The 12,755-nt window shown below is 55.1% G+C and carries 16 protein-coding genes; 5 read left to right on the forward strand and 11 right to left on the reverse strand.

Annotated elements, in window-relative coordinates:
• The 8 genes from DBY73_RS11830 to DBY73_RS11865 form a co-directional block, all read right to left on the reverse strand.
• Positions 1-693 carry a DNA adenine methylase gene (locus tag DBY73_RS11830; RefSeq protein WP_112011332.1) on the reverse strand — a complete coding sequence of 231 codons (693 nt, stop codon included), beginning with the start codon at positions 691-693 and terminating at the stop codon, positions 1-3.
• 211 nt (positions 694-904) lie between these two features.
• Entirely contained in the window at positions 905-3,559 is a 2,655-nt protein-coding gene (locus DBY73_RS11835; protein WP_112011333.1) for a replication endonuclease, read from the reverse strand.
• Positions 3,552-4,475, reverse strand: a complete 924-nt coding sequence (locus tag DBY73_RS11840; protein WP_112011335.1) for a DNA cytosine methyltransferase — start codon at positions 4,473-4,475, stop codon at positions 3,552-3,554. Before DBY73_RS11840 ends, DBY73_RS11835 begins: the two co-directional genes overlap by 8 nt.
• Positions 4,472-4,699 (reverse strand): hypothetical protein, encoded by a 228-nt coding sequence (locus DBY73_RS11845; RefSeq protein WP_112011336.1) that lies wholly within the window; start codon positions 4,697-4,699, stop codon positions 4,472-4,474. The genes DBY73_RS11840 and DBY73_RS11845 overlap by 4 nt, the downstream gene beginning before the upstream one ends.
• Positions 4,699-5,673 carry a Dam family site-specific DNA-(adenine-N6)-methyltransferase gene (locus tag DBY73_RS11850; RefSeq protein WP_112011338.1) on the reverse strand — a complete coding sequence of 325 codons (975 nt, stop codon included), beginning with the start codon at positions 5,671-5,673 and terminating at the stop codon, positions 4,699-4,701. Before DBY73_RS11850 ends, DBY73_RS11845 begins: the two co-directional genes overlap by 1 nt.
• Before the next feature lie 69 nt (positions 5,674-5,742).
• Complete coding sequence (locus DBY73_RS11855; protein WP_181573231.1) at positions 5,743-6,126, reverse strand: hypothetical protein; 384 nt, start codon at positions 6,124-6,126, stop codon at positions 5,743-5,745.
• A 22-nt stretch (positions 6,127-6,148) separates the two neighbouring features.
• Positions 6,149-6,370 carry a phage filamentation protein Fil family protein gene (locus tag DBY73_RS11860; RefSeq protein ID WP_112011341.1) on the reverse strand — a complete coding sequence of 74 codons (222 nt, stop codon included), beginning with the start codon at positions 6,368-6,370 and terminating at the stop codon, positions 6,149-6,151.
• 14 nt (positions 6,371-6,384) lie between these two features.
• The gene (locus DBY73_RS11865; RefSeq protein WP_258458467.1) at positions 6,385-6,861 is read right to left on the reverse strand and encodes a hypothetical protein; all 477 of its coding nucleotides are present in this window, start codon (positions 6,859-6,861) and stop codon (positions 6,385-6,387) included.
• Positions 6,862-6,983: 122 nt separating this feature from the next.
• Between DBY73_RS11865 and DBY73_RS11870 the strand changes: the two genes are divergently transcribed.
• From DBY73_RS11870 to cueR, 3 genes are all read left to right on the forward strand, one after another.
• Positions 6,984-7,283: a helix-turn-helix transcriptional regulator gene (locus DBY73_RS11870; protein ID WP_072203328.1), complete on the forward strand. Its 300-nt coding sequence runs from the start codon at positions 6,984-6,986 to the stop codon at positions 7,281-7,283.
• Positions 7,284-7,352: 69 nt separating this feature from the next.
• Positions 7,353-8,375: a tyrosine-type recombinase/integrase gene (locus DBY73_RS11875; RefSeq protein ID WP_112011342.1), complete on the forward strand. Its 1,023-nt coding sequence runs from the start codon at positions 7,353-7,355 to the stop codon at positions 8,373-8,375.
• A gap of 86 nt (positions 8,376-8,461) precedes the next feature.
• Complete coding sequence (gene cueR / locus DBY73_RS11880; RefSeq protein WP_112011344.1) at positions 8,462-8,872, forward strand: Cu(I)-responsive transcriptional regulator; 411 nt, start codon at positions 8,462-8,464, stop codon at positions 8,870-8,872.
• Here cueR and DBY73_RS11885 read toward each other — a convergent pair.
• Positions 8,869-9,321 carry an NfeD family protein gene (locus DBY73_RS11885; RefSeq protein ID WP_112011346.1) on the reverse strand — a complete coding sequence of 151 codons (453 nt, stop codon included), beginning with the start codon at positions 9,319-9,321 and terminating at the stop codon, positions 8,869-8,871. The two genes, cueR and DBY73_RS11885, sit on opposite strands and share 4 nt — an antisense overlap.
• Positions 9,318-10,232, reverse strand: a complete 915-nt coding sequence (locus DBY73_RS11890) for an SPFH domain-containing protein (protein WP_112011348.1) — start codon at positions 10,230-10,232, stop codon at positions 9,318-9,320. The genes DBY73_RS11885 and DBY73_RS11890 overlap by 4 nt, the downstream gene beginning before the upstream one ends.
• A gap of 135 nt (positions 10,233-10,367) precedes the next feature.
• Here DBY73_RS11890 and fetA point away from each other — a divergent pair, with 135 nt between their 5' ends.
• The gene (gene fetA, locus DBY73_RS11895) at positions 10,368-11,039 is read left to right on the forward strand and encodes an iron ABC transporter ATP-binding protein FetA (RefSeq protein ID WP_112011350.1); all 672 of its coding nucleotides are present in this window, start codon (positions 10,368-10,370) and stop codon (positions 11,037-11,039) included.
• The gene (fetB, locus tag DBY73_RS11900; protein ID WP_112011351.1) at positions 11,032-11,814 is read left to right on the forward strand and encodes an iron export ABC transporter permease subunit FetB; all 783 of its coding nucleotides are present in this window, start codon (positions 11,032-11,034) and stop codon (positions 11,812-11,814) included. Before fetA ends, fetB begins: the two co-directional genes overlap by 8 nt.
• A 70-nt stretch (positions 11,815-11,884) precedes the next feature.
• On the opposite strand, the gene DBY73_RS11905 is transcribed toward fetB, so the two are convergent.
• Positions 11,885-12,739 carry a co-chaperone YbbN gene (locus DBY73_RS11905; RefSeq protein WP_112011352.1) on the reverse strand — a complete coding sequence of 285 codons (855 nt, stop codon included), beginning with the start codon at positions 12,737-12,739 and terminating at the stop codon, positions 11,885-11,887.
• Positions 12,740-12,755 lie beyond the last annotated feature (16 nt).

Genomic DNA, 12,755 nt, shown 5'->3' on the forward strand with positions numbered 1-12,755 from the left:
TTATTCGACTTCACAAAGGGCCGTCATGATCGCCAGCCGTTCAGCAGGAGGCAAGGCGGCGAACTTATCCCGCCAGCGTGCGACCTTTCGTTTTATTCTGGCCCTGTCGTTGTAATCTTTACCAGCAAAGGCGTGCGAATATGCTTTCCCCTCTGGATAGTTCATCCAGATTTTTTCCGTTCGCACTCCGCCGCGTGTCATCGCCTGAAATTCTTTGCTGCGCCAGCCTGTTAACCGTTCGTCATAAAGCTGCGATGGGTAGCCGGAAAGAATAACGGAAACATTTTGCGGCAGGCTGCCCAGGCACGACAATAACCGCTCATGATCTGCAACCGAATATTCATAGCGATAGCGGGCCCGACTAGTGCGCGTTTCCGGCAGATACGGCGGATCGGCGTAAACCAGCACACGGCCAGCACTGGTAAAATCAAAAAAGCCCTCCAGAAAGCTAACCGCATCACCATGATGAAAATGAATATCTGGAGGAGTTAACCCTTTTTCTTTCCAGCGCGACTTGGTCAACAATAAGGCTTCCTCATTCTTATCAATGCCTACCGTTTGCCCTGCTGGCGGCTTGAAGAACATCACCGCGCCGCTGCCCAGGTGCGTTTCAATGTAAGTATCGTGCGGCGGCATTTCCGCAATGATTTTTTGATAGACGCCGCTGGCGGCCTTGCTTCCCAGATATGTCATGTAAATCTCCTGACGACACTGTCATTTTTAACCTGCAGCACGGTCAAAAACGACCGTACTCGATGCGAATGGCCAGCACTGTCATAAGTGGCTCTGACCTTTGGTACCGGACCGTCATTGTTGACAGTGCAGTACCCGCGGGCTCTTTGCCGCCCGCCCCGCAGAATCACGCCGACCACAGCAACAAGTTGCAGCGGCCCGCGCGATTTACTTATAGCTTTGGTGGCTGACTCTTAGCGGCGGCCACCATCTTTCTGTATTCACCGACCGGATCGAACCGCAACCGCGACACATCAACGCCGTGGTTATCTCGCAGCCGTTCCCATAATTTGTTTACTGTGCTGGATTCGTCGTGTTGCTGACGCGTGATTAACTTGCCGTCTGAACTGGCGCGATAAACCTGCCCGTTAATTTCCAGCCTGCTGCCTTTCAGCAGTGAAATTGCCTGGGCTTCGGAGATATCCAGCGCATAAAGGGAGGCATCCGCCAGTAAACTGGCAACCGCTGGCGCAAGTGCGGCACGTCTGGCGCTTTCCTCAGCCGATTTTGCGTTGATTTTCTCTACTGCAGCCCGCCACGCGACGTCCAGTTCACTGCCAGGGTCATAAGGTGAATCATTTTTGACCCTCCTTACCGGCGTTTCCCGCAACCGGCGAACCAGCTTGCGCCGTGTGGCCGCATCCATATTTTCAAAATCGACCATTTCTTCCTCTGAATCTTCTGTCATTTCCTCCACGTCAGCTGGCACAGTCATTTCTGACCCTGCTGAAGCACCACCCTGGGGGGAAAAAACGGTGTTTTTTTCGTCTTCCGTAGAGTTATTGACAGAACTCCAAGCGTCGCCGGGTGGCGACGGCAAAAGGTCAACCCCCAAACCGGGGCCGGTTTGGGCCCCAGTGGTGGCTTTGGATTTGGCGCGGATTGTCCACTTGACCAGGCGCGTGCAAATGCGCGACTGCTCCCCCAGCCGTGGCGACCAGACGCCAAAGACCTTATCCGGGATCTCACAGTAGGCATTCATTTCATCGGCTGGCTTATAGGCGAGGCGGACGACATAGTTTTCACGCGGGATCAACACACCGCCCTGGCGCAAAATGTATGTAGCGAAGCAACCCACATCGGCAGCAGCGCAAACCGCATCCATTTCTGGATCGGCCAGCATTGCCGCGCCACGCTTGAAGGTATTCGCAATTTTGCGCTGGTTGGTTAGCTGGTTGCTCAGTTTGCGCAGTTCGCGATAAACGGACACAGGAGGCTGGCCCAGCGGCTGAAACTGGCGGATGCGGTGAAGCGATGCCCAGGCCATTGCATATTTGGCCGTTTCATTTAGCGGCTTACCCGTCTCATCGTCCAGCTCACCGGCCAGCGCGTGGCCGTCGATATTTTTGGAAATGTATTTCGCGATATAGGCCGTTGCTGACCCTTTGCGCGGGTCCATTTTTTTGGACTTGAAGCGAGCGCCGGTATTGCGGCCCAGTTCGGCGCGGTCTTCTTTGGTGAAGTATTCGCGCAATATTGCGACCGTGGCTTTTACTTCCGCCTGCGGCATGAATAACAGGGCGTGCCAGTGCGGCGTCCCGTCGTGGTGTGGCTCTGCGACACGGAAACCATAAGGGCGCAAATCTTCACGTTTCAGTTTGGCGGTTGCGCGGTTCCAGACGCGGCATAGATACCGCTGCGCCTGGGCAACGGTGGTGTGATTCCACTTGCCGTTATGGTGACCTGATTCGACGTTACTGTGATATTTGGACGGGCAAGTGATGGTCAGGAAGACGCCCACATCGCCACGACTCTGGGCCACAAGCTCAACGCCAGCCATACGCGCCATAAGCTCATGGCGGCGTATAGCCGGATTGGACGTGGACTTGTTTATCATATCTTCAAGTGATGAAACGTTGCCGTCTTCGTCGACAAGCTCATGGCTCTTGAAAAACTCGCGGCTTTTACGGCGCTGTTCCTGCCATTCAATCAGGCTTGAGGCGCTTACATAGGCGTGGGCCTTGCGGTGAACCGCACCGATTGCACGCAACTGGTTTTCGCGCCAGTCGCAGCGAAGACGCCAGATTTTACGGCCCCACCACTCAGGGGAGCACATTTTTAGAATGGCGGTAAAAATCCGTTCACGTTCCCACGGTGCGGTCCATGCAGGAGGGACAACGCGGAGGGCCAGCATTTCGCGGCCCAGATGGCAATATATCCAGTCCAGTTCTTCAACGCTCATGCCCTCGGCGGTCAGGCCCAAAGCGGCGCATTCGGTTTCAAGCATTTCAGCCAGACGGTTGGCAATTTCATGAGCGGCGCTTAACGCCTCCCGCTTTGTGAAATCCGCAAGGCGTTGCCAGCGGCCATGCCAGTAGGCGGCCAGTTCGCTGTTAACGTTTGTCGAAACTCCTTGCTTGCTGCGCACGATATCAAGACGCAGTAATGATTTTTTCACGGTTCCCATAAGAAAATCATTAATGTGTCGGGCTTCACGGTTGGCACGCAGCCAGTCGATTTTTTTGCGCCAGACTTCGCGGATAAAGAACGGCTCAGACAACAAACGGGCCTCCACACCTTCCGGCGTGCTGGCCCATGCGGCTGCGGCGGCCTTTGCGGCGGCCATATCGTTTCTGACGATCTCTTGATGTACTGAAAACGGCAGGCCGTGCGGCTCGTATTTGTCCAGCGCATGGATCAGCGCTTCACGATTGCGAACCTCTGCCGGGTTATAACCGGCGCGTTTGATAAGCCGGTCAATATGCTTTTCAACGGCAGGATGATGCGCCACAGCCCCGGCGAGCGGGGCGAGCTTTGCAGATTCAAAGGTAAACGCCCCGATAGCGGGGCGGGGCTTGTTCCACTCCCATGCGAAGACGTCAGACACCGGACGCCCCCATCATGTAAGCTTTTATGAACGCCGTTGCCGCTTCAGCGTTGACGGCGTTTCCGTAGGCGCGGATTTTTCCCACTCTTGCGGAATCCCCATCAACCAGCGGGATAAGTTCGGGTTCAACTGGCCGCCACTTTTCATCCCTGCAAAACAGCCAGTCAGCAGATCCCCAGAAGCCGTTAACCGGGCCGCATCCGCTATCTGGGCTACCACGTCCAGTGTGTCCGTGGATAATTTCCCGTTGCGCATCCTTCCGCCCTGATACCCCCCCTTGTGATCTCTTGCCGCTGGTGTCGGCCACCCCGCCAGACAGGCGAAGTCCTGCAAGTTCGACTGGCGACCAGCAAGTTTTCGTGCAATCACTTTCTCCGCGTCCTGGTAGGCATTTTTCGTATTGCTTGCGGTCGGCGTCGGCCACCCAGTAAGCCCTGTCCCGGATATGCGGTGCGCCGACGCTCGCAGACGGAAACGCGCACGCCCCGAAGGCATAACCCATTCCTTCCACGTCAGCTTGTACAAGGTCGATCCAGTCGTTTGCGTCAGCGCTCGCAGATTGCTCGCCAAAGATAACGAGAGGGCGGCACTGCCCAGCCAGCCAATGCATGGCGGGCCATAAGTGCCGCTCGTCAGCAAACCCTTCTCCTTTGCCTGCCGCGCTGAAAGGCTGGCATGGACAAGACCCTGTCCAGACTGGGCGGGAGTCCGGCCAGCCAGCACGGCGCAGGGCATATGACCAAATACCAATCCCTGCGAAGAAATGGACTTGAGTAAATCCGCGCAAGTCGTTTGGTGTGACATCTTCAATGCTCCGTTCGTCAACAATGCCGGGGGCGATAAGACCGGCAGCAATAAGGTTGCGTAGCCATTGGGCTGCAAATGGATCAATTTCGTTGTAATAGGCGACTGTCATTTTTTGCTCTCCACGTTGTACTTTTCGTGGGTCAGCAATGACCAGACCTTGCCGCCGTCCTTACTTAATAAACGCCAGCGGCAACCCAGACGGATCACCAGGTAATGGTGTGGCCGTATGCGGGAATAATTTTTCCGGCCTCTCGCGTACTGGCTTAATTCAGCGGTTGCACGCTTGCTTACGCCCAGCGGGGCGGCGCATGAAATCTGCAAACGGGTAGCCATCAAAACACCTCGACATCTTTTGCGGGATCGAAGCCTATCCAAGGTGAATATCCGGCACACGGGCCGCAATCAGGGCAGCAACCACCACCGGCACGCCCGCAGGCGTCGCACACTTTGAGGACGCCGATCACCTCGCTGGCGGCTCCCCTGGTAATGGCGTTCACGCTAACCGAACGGTTAACGCTGATTTCCTGGAATTTGAAAGCGCTGTAAATATCACGGGTGGCGGGGGTATCACTGTTTGACAGGATCACCGGCGAACCAGTCAGGCGGTTGGCAGCCAGCAGGGCAGCAGCTAACTGGCGGTGTTGCTTCTCACCAAACGGGGCGGTGTGGTACTGGGTAAAATTGGCTGTTTCGCTAGCTGGAAGGTACGGCGGATCGCAGTAGATAACGGCATCGCTGCCAATCATGATTTTTAATGTGCTCTGGTAGTCGCAACAAACGAAAACGGCTTTCGTGTCGTTGGCCTTTTCAGAGAACAAGCGGATCTGTTCTTCGGGGAAGTATGGCGGGGTTTTATGCTTTCCAAATGGAACGTTATATCCGCCCTGGCGGTTGTAGCGCACAACGCCGTTATAGCCATGGCGATTCAGATAAATGAATTGCGCAGCGCGAAGAACCTTGCCCGCGTCCGGGCCGTTTTCGAAAACCTCACGCGAAGAAAGATTATCTCTGGCACGGGCGTTGAAATCATCCCGGACCCACTGATAACCGTCTTTATCGCCATACACCTTAAACAACGGGCGGGCCGCGTTAATGACCGCATCCGGCCAGCGCGTTATCTGGCGGTAAAGGTTTATCAGGTCGGGATTAATATCACCCAGGATATAACGGCGATATTCAGTATTGAGGAAAACAGAGGCACCGCCGACGAACGGTTCAACCAGGCAATCCGCCTTTGGTAGTACAGGCAGCAGATCGGGAATTACGCGGCTTTTACCACCAGGCCATTTCACAAGCGAACGAATCATTTTATTTTCTCCAGGGTGCAAGAAGCCCGACGCGTTAGCGCCTGTTTCTTTTTTGTGGTCAGTTATTTGTTAATTGGTTGGTTTGTCTGGCTCTGGCGGCTTGTCACGTAAAGCCTGCATTTCAGCGCGGGGCGCGGCGTAGTCCTCAAATTCCCACGGCATTGACGCCGCGAACTTTGAAAGGCGCTTAATCCCCATCATCAGGCAGGTTTGTTCCGCTTCGGTCAGATCTGCAAAAGCTAAATTCAGGTGGCGGCGGGTCAGTTGTGGTAAACCGGCCACGCGGCTGGCCGCATCATTCGCCAGGATGAAAACCACTTTCTTGCGAGTTTCATCCAGGCGATTGAAGCGGGTTGCCGTATCGTTCACGCGGTTGGCGTTTAAACTGGCTTGCAGTCGGGCACGTTGTTCCAGAAAACGGCGGCGCCCTGGTTGCTGTCCTGCTTTATCCATGAACATATCCACCTCACCAGAACTAAGCGAAGATACCCATCAGGCGGGCGAACCAGCGGCGTTTATTGCGCGGGCGAGACATAAAAGGCAAACGTGACTGTTTGATGAATTGCACGTCGGCTGCCTTTGGCTGGAAGAAGCGGCCGTCCGGGGTTTCAATCCAGCCACGGGAGTGGGCGCGGTGCGTTATCTGCTGGCCTTTAGTTAACAGGCTGGCGAACGAGGGGCATTGCGTCATATCCATAATGATCTCCTTACTCAAACACATGGACGTGGACGCAATACATTCATTGCGCTGCGGCTGGTACGCTTGTGGGCTTGATGCGTGCTCCCAGTTATACGGCGATAGGTTTTCTTATCGCTCATAAGGCGATCAATGTAGTGCCTTTCTTCTGGGGTAATAAGCGCCCGGCAATGTGCGACGGCGGCCCAATACTCTTGCAGCATGATGAAACGCTTAGGACGTTTCGAACCGGGCATACCTTCACGGTGAACTGGCAGTTGCGCGCGATCCATCAGGTTGCGAACGCTCTTTAAGGTCCGGCCAGTCAGATAAGCAAACTCGACCGGCGTAACGAAAATCTGTTTTTGCAGTTCTTCGTTATTCATATCCCGGATGCTTTCAGCCTGCGTGCTGGTCATTTTGCAAGTGCGGGCAATGCGGGCGTTGTCCAGCGGGAATTGACGTAAATGTTGAGATCCCGCGTTTAATTCGATTTCTCGTGATTGTGTCATTTGTTAGACTCCTAAGTTAACCATTTATGAGGCTTGTTAAGCTCATTTGTGGCTTACATGACATTGTCTCAACTTGAGGTAAATGTCTCGTATGTGGGTAACTATATGGAGATCTCGTAATCGTGTCAATTTCCCAAGGTGAAAAACTATCCCTGATCCGTGACTCTGAACGACTAACTAAACAACAACTGGTTGATTTAGTAGGGCTTAACTACACGACTTATCACGGATATGAACGTAATAAATCCAAAATGACTTTGGAGGCAGCAGTGAAAATCTTTGGACACCCCAGATTTAACAAATATCAAGACTGGTTTATGTATGACCGGATCGACCCAAGCCGGGGCCAGATCGCACCGGCTCTCGCACACTATGGGCAAGAAACAACGCAATCAGACCCATCCGGGAAACAGACTGGCTAACGTTATATAAACATTACATTTTCACTATTTGTTACCAGGATAGTGAACTGACAATCGGAGGGTCTTCTTATGTCCGTTAAGAAACTCGAAGATGGTCGCTATGAAGTGGATGTAAGGCCGCGCGGGCGCGATGGAAAACGCATTCGGCGGAAGTTTGACAGAAAGGCAGAAGCGCACGCATTTGAGCGCAGTATCATCGCCAAATTTCAGAATCATGATTATCTGAACAAACCGGCAGACAAACGGAAGTTAAGCGAGTTTATCGCGCTTTGGTGGCAGCTGATCGGCCGCAATAAGAACTACGCAAATCGTAGGCTTAGTGCGGTGAATTGTATCTGTCTTGATATGGGCGATCCCATGCTTTACCAGCTTGATGCGCGGTGCATTATTGATTACCGGGCATATCGGCTGGAGCAGGGAATCAAGGCTTCAACGATAAACCATGACCTTTTCGCGTTGAGTGGGATTTTCAAGTCAATGGCTGAAATAGATGAGTTTCACGGTGAAAACCCTGTCACATCGGTTAAGGCCTTGAAGGAACCCAAAACGGAAATGTCATATCTCACCCAGTCCGAAGTGGATCGGCTGCTTTCGCTATGTTCAGGTGATTACTACCGCATTGCCATTCTGCTGCTGGCTACTGGCGCAAGATGGGGGGAGGCATATAGCCTGAAAGCCGAAAACATTGTCGGTAACAGAGTCATGTTTACCCTGACAAAGAACGGCGAAAGGCGCGTTGTGCCGATATCGGATGATATTGCCAGGATAATCAAAGACAGGGAATCAGGGCGGCTTTTCCGTGTCAGTTATAAAACGTTCCGTTTAAGGATGAAAGAAGCGAAGCCCAACTTGCCAGACGGGCAGGCGGCCCATGCTTTGCGCCATACATTCGCAACGCATTTCATGATGAAAGGGGGCAACATAATTGCCTTGCAGCGAATTTTGGGGCATGCGGATATTTCTCAAACGATGGTTTACGCACACTTCGCGCCTGATTATTTAATGGACGCGGTGAGCTATAATCCCCTCAGCGGAATGTCCACATTGTGTCCACAGATTGGAGGCAAAGCGGGGGATTTGAGGGCTAGTTAAGTCTGTAAAATACTGATTCGGCGCAGTACCTTACGGGGCTGCGCCTGTCAGAATCCCACCATCAAGGGGAAGGTCAAGGGGGAAATGTGAATATCAGCGATGTTGCCAAAAAAACCGGGTTAACCAGTAAAGCGATCCGCTTTTATGAAGAGAAGGGGCTGGTAACGCCGCCGCTGCGCAGCGAAAACGGCTACCGCAGCTATACGCAGCGGCACCTCGACGAACTGACGCTGCTGCGCCAGGCGCGGCAGGTCGGGTTTAACCTTGAAGAGTGCGGCGAGCTGGTGAACCTGTTTAACGATCCGAAGCGCCACAGCGCCGACGTGAAAAAGCGCACGCTGGAAAAGGTGGCGGAGATTGAACGCCATATCATCGAACTGCAGTCGATGCGCGAACAGCTGCTACAGCTGGCAGATTCCTGCCCGGGAGATGACAGCGCCGACTGCCCGATTATCGACAACCTTTCCGGCTGCTGTCACCGCAAGGCCAACGCCTAGCAGGCCCTAACCCGCAGCGTAATCCCTTCGACCGCCACGACCTCAACCTGCGTTCCGGCAGCGAGGTCCTCACCGGCAACAACCGGCCATGAGCTGTCGCCCACGCGCATGTGACCACGACCGTTCACCAGCGTGGTGTCCAGCGTAAAGCGCTGGCCGATAATCTGCTGGCCGCGCTGGTTAAGCCGGGCGTCTGCGGGCTTTTGCGCCTTCACCTGGCGGCTCAGCCAGCGCCACCACAGCCAGGCGGCGGCCAGGGTTAACACGGCAAACAGCGCGCCCTGCCACGCCCAGCCGAAGGGCAGCAGCCAGATAACCAGGCCCGTGATCACCGCGGCGATGCCGCTCCACAGTAAATAGCCGTTACCACCGAGCATCTCGGCGGCGAGCAGGAGGCCGCCAAGGCTCAGCCAAAAGGCGTGCGGATGCGCGACGATAAGCTCAATCATTTTCTACGCTCGTTGCCGCTGTCTTTTATCAGCTCGGCGATCCCGGCGATAGATCCCATCAGGCTGCTGGCATCCAGCGGCATCATCACCACTTTGCTGTTATTGGCAGAGCCAATCTCCTTCAGCGCGTCGGTATATTTCTGCGCCACAAAGTAGTTCACCGCCTGGATATCACCGGAGGCAATTGCCTCGGAGACCATCTGGGTGGCGCGGGCTTCCGCTTCCGCTGAACGTTCACGCGCTTCTGCCTGCAGGAACGCCGACTGGCGCTCGCCCTCGGCCTTCAGGATCTGCGACTGCTTTTCCCCTTCCGCCTTGAGGATCTCGGCCTGGCGCACGCCTTCGGCTTCAAGAATGTACGCGCGCTTGGTTCGCTCGGCCTTCATCTGCGCGTTCATGGAGGCAATCAGCTCTGCCGGTGGGCGTACGTCGCGGATCTCAATGCGCGTGACCTTGATGCCCCACGGATTGGTGGCCTCATCAACGATGTGCAGCAGGCGGGTGTTGATGCTGTCGCGCTGGGAGAGCATCTCGTCCAGCTCCATCGAGCCGAGCACGGTGCGGATGTTGGTCATGGTCAGGTTCACAATCGCCAGCTCCAGGTTGCTGACCTCGTACGCGGCCTTCGGCGCGTCGATCACCTGAATAAAGCAGACCGCATCGATGGTGACGTTGGCGTTGTCTTTGGAAATCACTTCCTGAGACGGGATATCCAGCACCTGCTCCATCATGTTGATCTTACGACCAATCCTGTCCATGAACGGCACAATCAGGCTCAGGCCCGGTTGCAGGGTGTTGGTGTAGCGCCCGAAGCGCTCGACGGTCCACTGGTATCCCTGCGGCACGATTTTGACTCCGGCACCGACGATAACCAGCACCACAAAGATAAGGACCGGAACAACGATGAGCATAAAAACCTCCTGTTTTGCATGCTTCTGCGAAAATAAGTGACCGTTTGTTGAGTGTAAGTATACGAGGAAAGTCGCCTTACAATCACTAATCGCCGTAGACTACTGCTAATTATTGGGATGAGGACAGGAAATACTATGAAGGACAATAACGCGGTTTTAACAATCGCGGATATCGGCTACCGCGTGGGTGAAACCACAATCCTTGAAAACGTTAATTTTACCGTCTCCCCGGGCGAGTTTCGGCTGATTACCGGGCCGTCCGGCTGCGGAAAAAGCACGCTGCTGAAAATTATAGCCTCGCTGCTAAGCCCAACGTCGGGCGCGCTTTTTTTCGAGGGAAAGGATGTTGCCACGCTCTCTCCTGAAGCGTATCGCCAGCAGGTCTCGTATTCGGTGCAAACGCCGACCCTTTTTGGCGACACGGTGTACGACAACCTGATATTCCCCTGGCAGATCCGCAACAAGACGCCTGAACCCGAGCGGCTTTCCGCCGATCTGGCGCGCTTTGGCCTGCCGCAGGAGACGCTGACCAAATCCATCTCTGAACTTTCGGGCGGCGAAAAGCAGCGCATCTCGCTGATCCGCAACCTGCAGTTTTTGCCCCGCGTTCTGCTGCTGGATGAAATTACCAGCGCGCTGGACGAGATAAACAAGCGCAACGTGAATGACATTATTCATCGCTACGCGAAAGAGCAAAATATTGCCGTGCTGTGGGTTACGCACGATTCAAACGAAATAGAACACGCGGACGACGTGATAACGCTGCGGGCGCACGGTCGCAGCCAGCAGGAGGCACATCATGGGTGAACATAATATTACCAACGAATCGCTGGCGTTTTCGATGGTGCTGGTACTGGTTGCGATTGTCGTCAGCAACCGGGAAAAGCTGGGGCTGGAGAAGGATATCATCTGGAGCATCTGCCGCGCGGTGATCCAGCTGGTGATCGTGGGCTACGTCCTCAAATACATCTTTAACGTTGACCACGCGGTACTCACGCTGCTGATGGTGCTGTTCATCTGCTTCAACGCGGCGTGGAATGCGAAAAAGCGCAGCAAGTATATTGATAAGGCCTTTACCTCTTCATTTATCGCGATTACTGCCGGTACGGCGCTGACGCTGGCGGTACTGGTCTTCTCCGGCTCAATTGCGTTCACGCCGATGCAGGTGATCCCGATTTCCGGGATGATTGCGGGCAATGCGATGGTGGCGGTCGGGCTGTGCTACAACAATCTTGGGCAGCGCTTTAGCAGCGAACAGCAGCAGATTCAGGAGAAGCTCAGCCTGGGCGCCACGCCGAAGATGGCTTCCGCAAGGCTGATACGCGACAGCATTCGCTCGTCGCTGATCCCAACGGTAGATTCCGCAAAAACGGTGGGGCTGGTAAGCCTGCCGGGGATGATGTCGGGGCTGATTTTTGCCGGGATCGACCCGGTGAAGGCGATCAAGTATCAAATTATGGTCACGTTTATGCTGCTGTCTACGGCAAGCCTGTCGACCATTATTGCCTGCTACTTAACGTATCGGAAGTTTTACAACGCGCGCCATCAGCTGGTGGTGACGCAGTTGAAGAACGAGCGGTGAATGTGCCGGGCGGCACCGCCGACTCGCGTTTTGTAGGCCCGGTAAGCGCGAGCGCCACCGGGCGCTTTCATCAGTAAAGCAGAGCGTAAAGCTGGCGACGGTACTTCGACGCCAGCGCATCACCCGTTCCCAGCGCGGCCAGAATCTCCTGGAACATCTTGCGCGCCTGGCCGTCCGCGGCTGCCAGATCCGTTTTCAAATGGCCAAACAGCAGCTCCAGCGCCTCTTCGTTGCGCCCTACCTGATGCAGCTGCAGCGCCAGCTGGCTGGCCAACGCGGCGTCGGCCGGGTTGTCGGCAACCTGCTGCGAAAGCTGCTGAATCTCCGGCGTATCTGCCGCCTGCTTGAGCAGGTCAATCTGCGCCACCAGGCCCTGATAGCGGGTGTCCTGATCCTGCATTGGGATGGTTTTCAGCACGGCTTCTGCCTCTTCTGAGCGGTGCAGGGCAATCTGCGTTTCCGCCAGCAGCAGGCCAATCTGGCTGTCCTGGTTGGACAGCTGCCACGCCTCTTTCAGCAGCGGCAGCGCCTCGTCGTACTTGCCTTCCTGCATCAGCGCCATGGCTTCCTGCGCCTTCAGCTCTTCTTCGCGCGGCAGCACTTTATCCAGCAGGGCGCGGATCGCCTCCTCAGGCTGCGGCCCCTGGAAGCCGTCAACGGGCTGACCGTTCTGGAACAGATAGACGGTCGGAATGGCGCGCAGGCCAAACTGCGAGGCCACCATCTGCTCGGCGTCGCAGTCCAGTTTTGCCAGAAGGAACTGGCCGTTGTACTGCGCGGCAAGGCGCTCGAGTACGGGCGTTAGCTCAAGGCAGTGCTGGCTGCGCTCAGACCAGAAGTAGAACAGCACCGGTTTTGTCATCGACTGTTCGAGCGTCTGGTGCAGGTTTGCTTCGTTAATGTTTACGATATTCTGTGCGGACATGCGGCCTTCTCTGTTT

Source organism: Enterobacter sp. RIT418 (assembly GCF_003057745.1).
Classification (GTDB): Bacteria; Pseudomonadota; Gammaproteobacteria; order Enterobacterales; family Enterobacteriaceae; genus Enterobacter.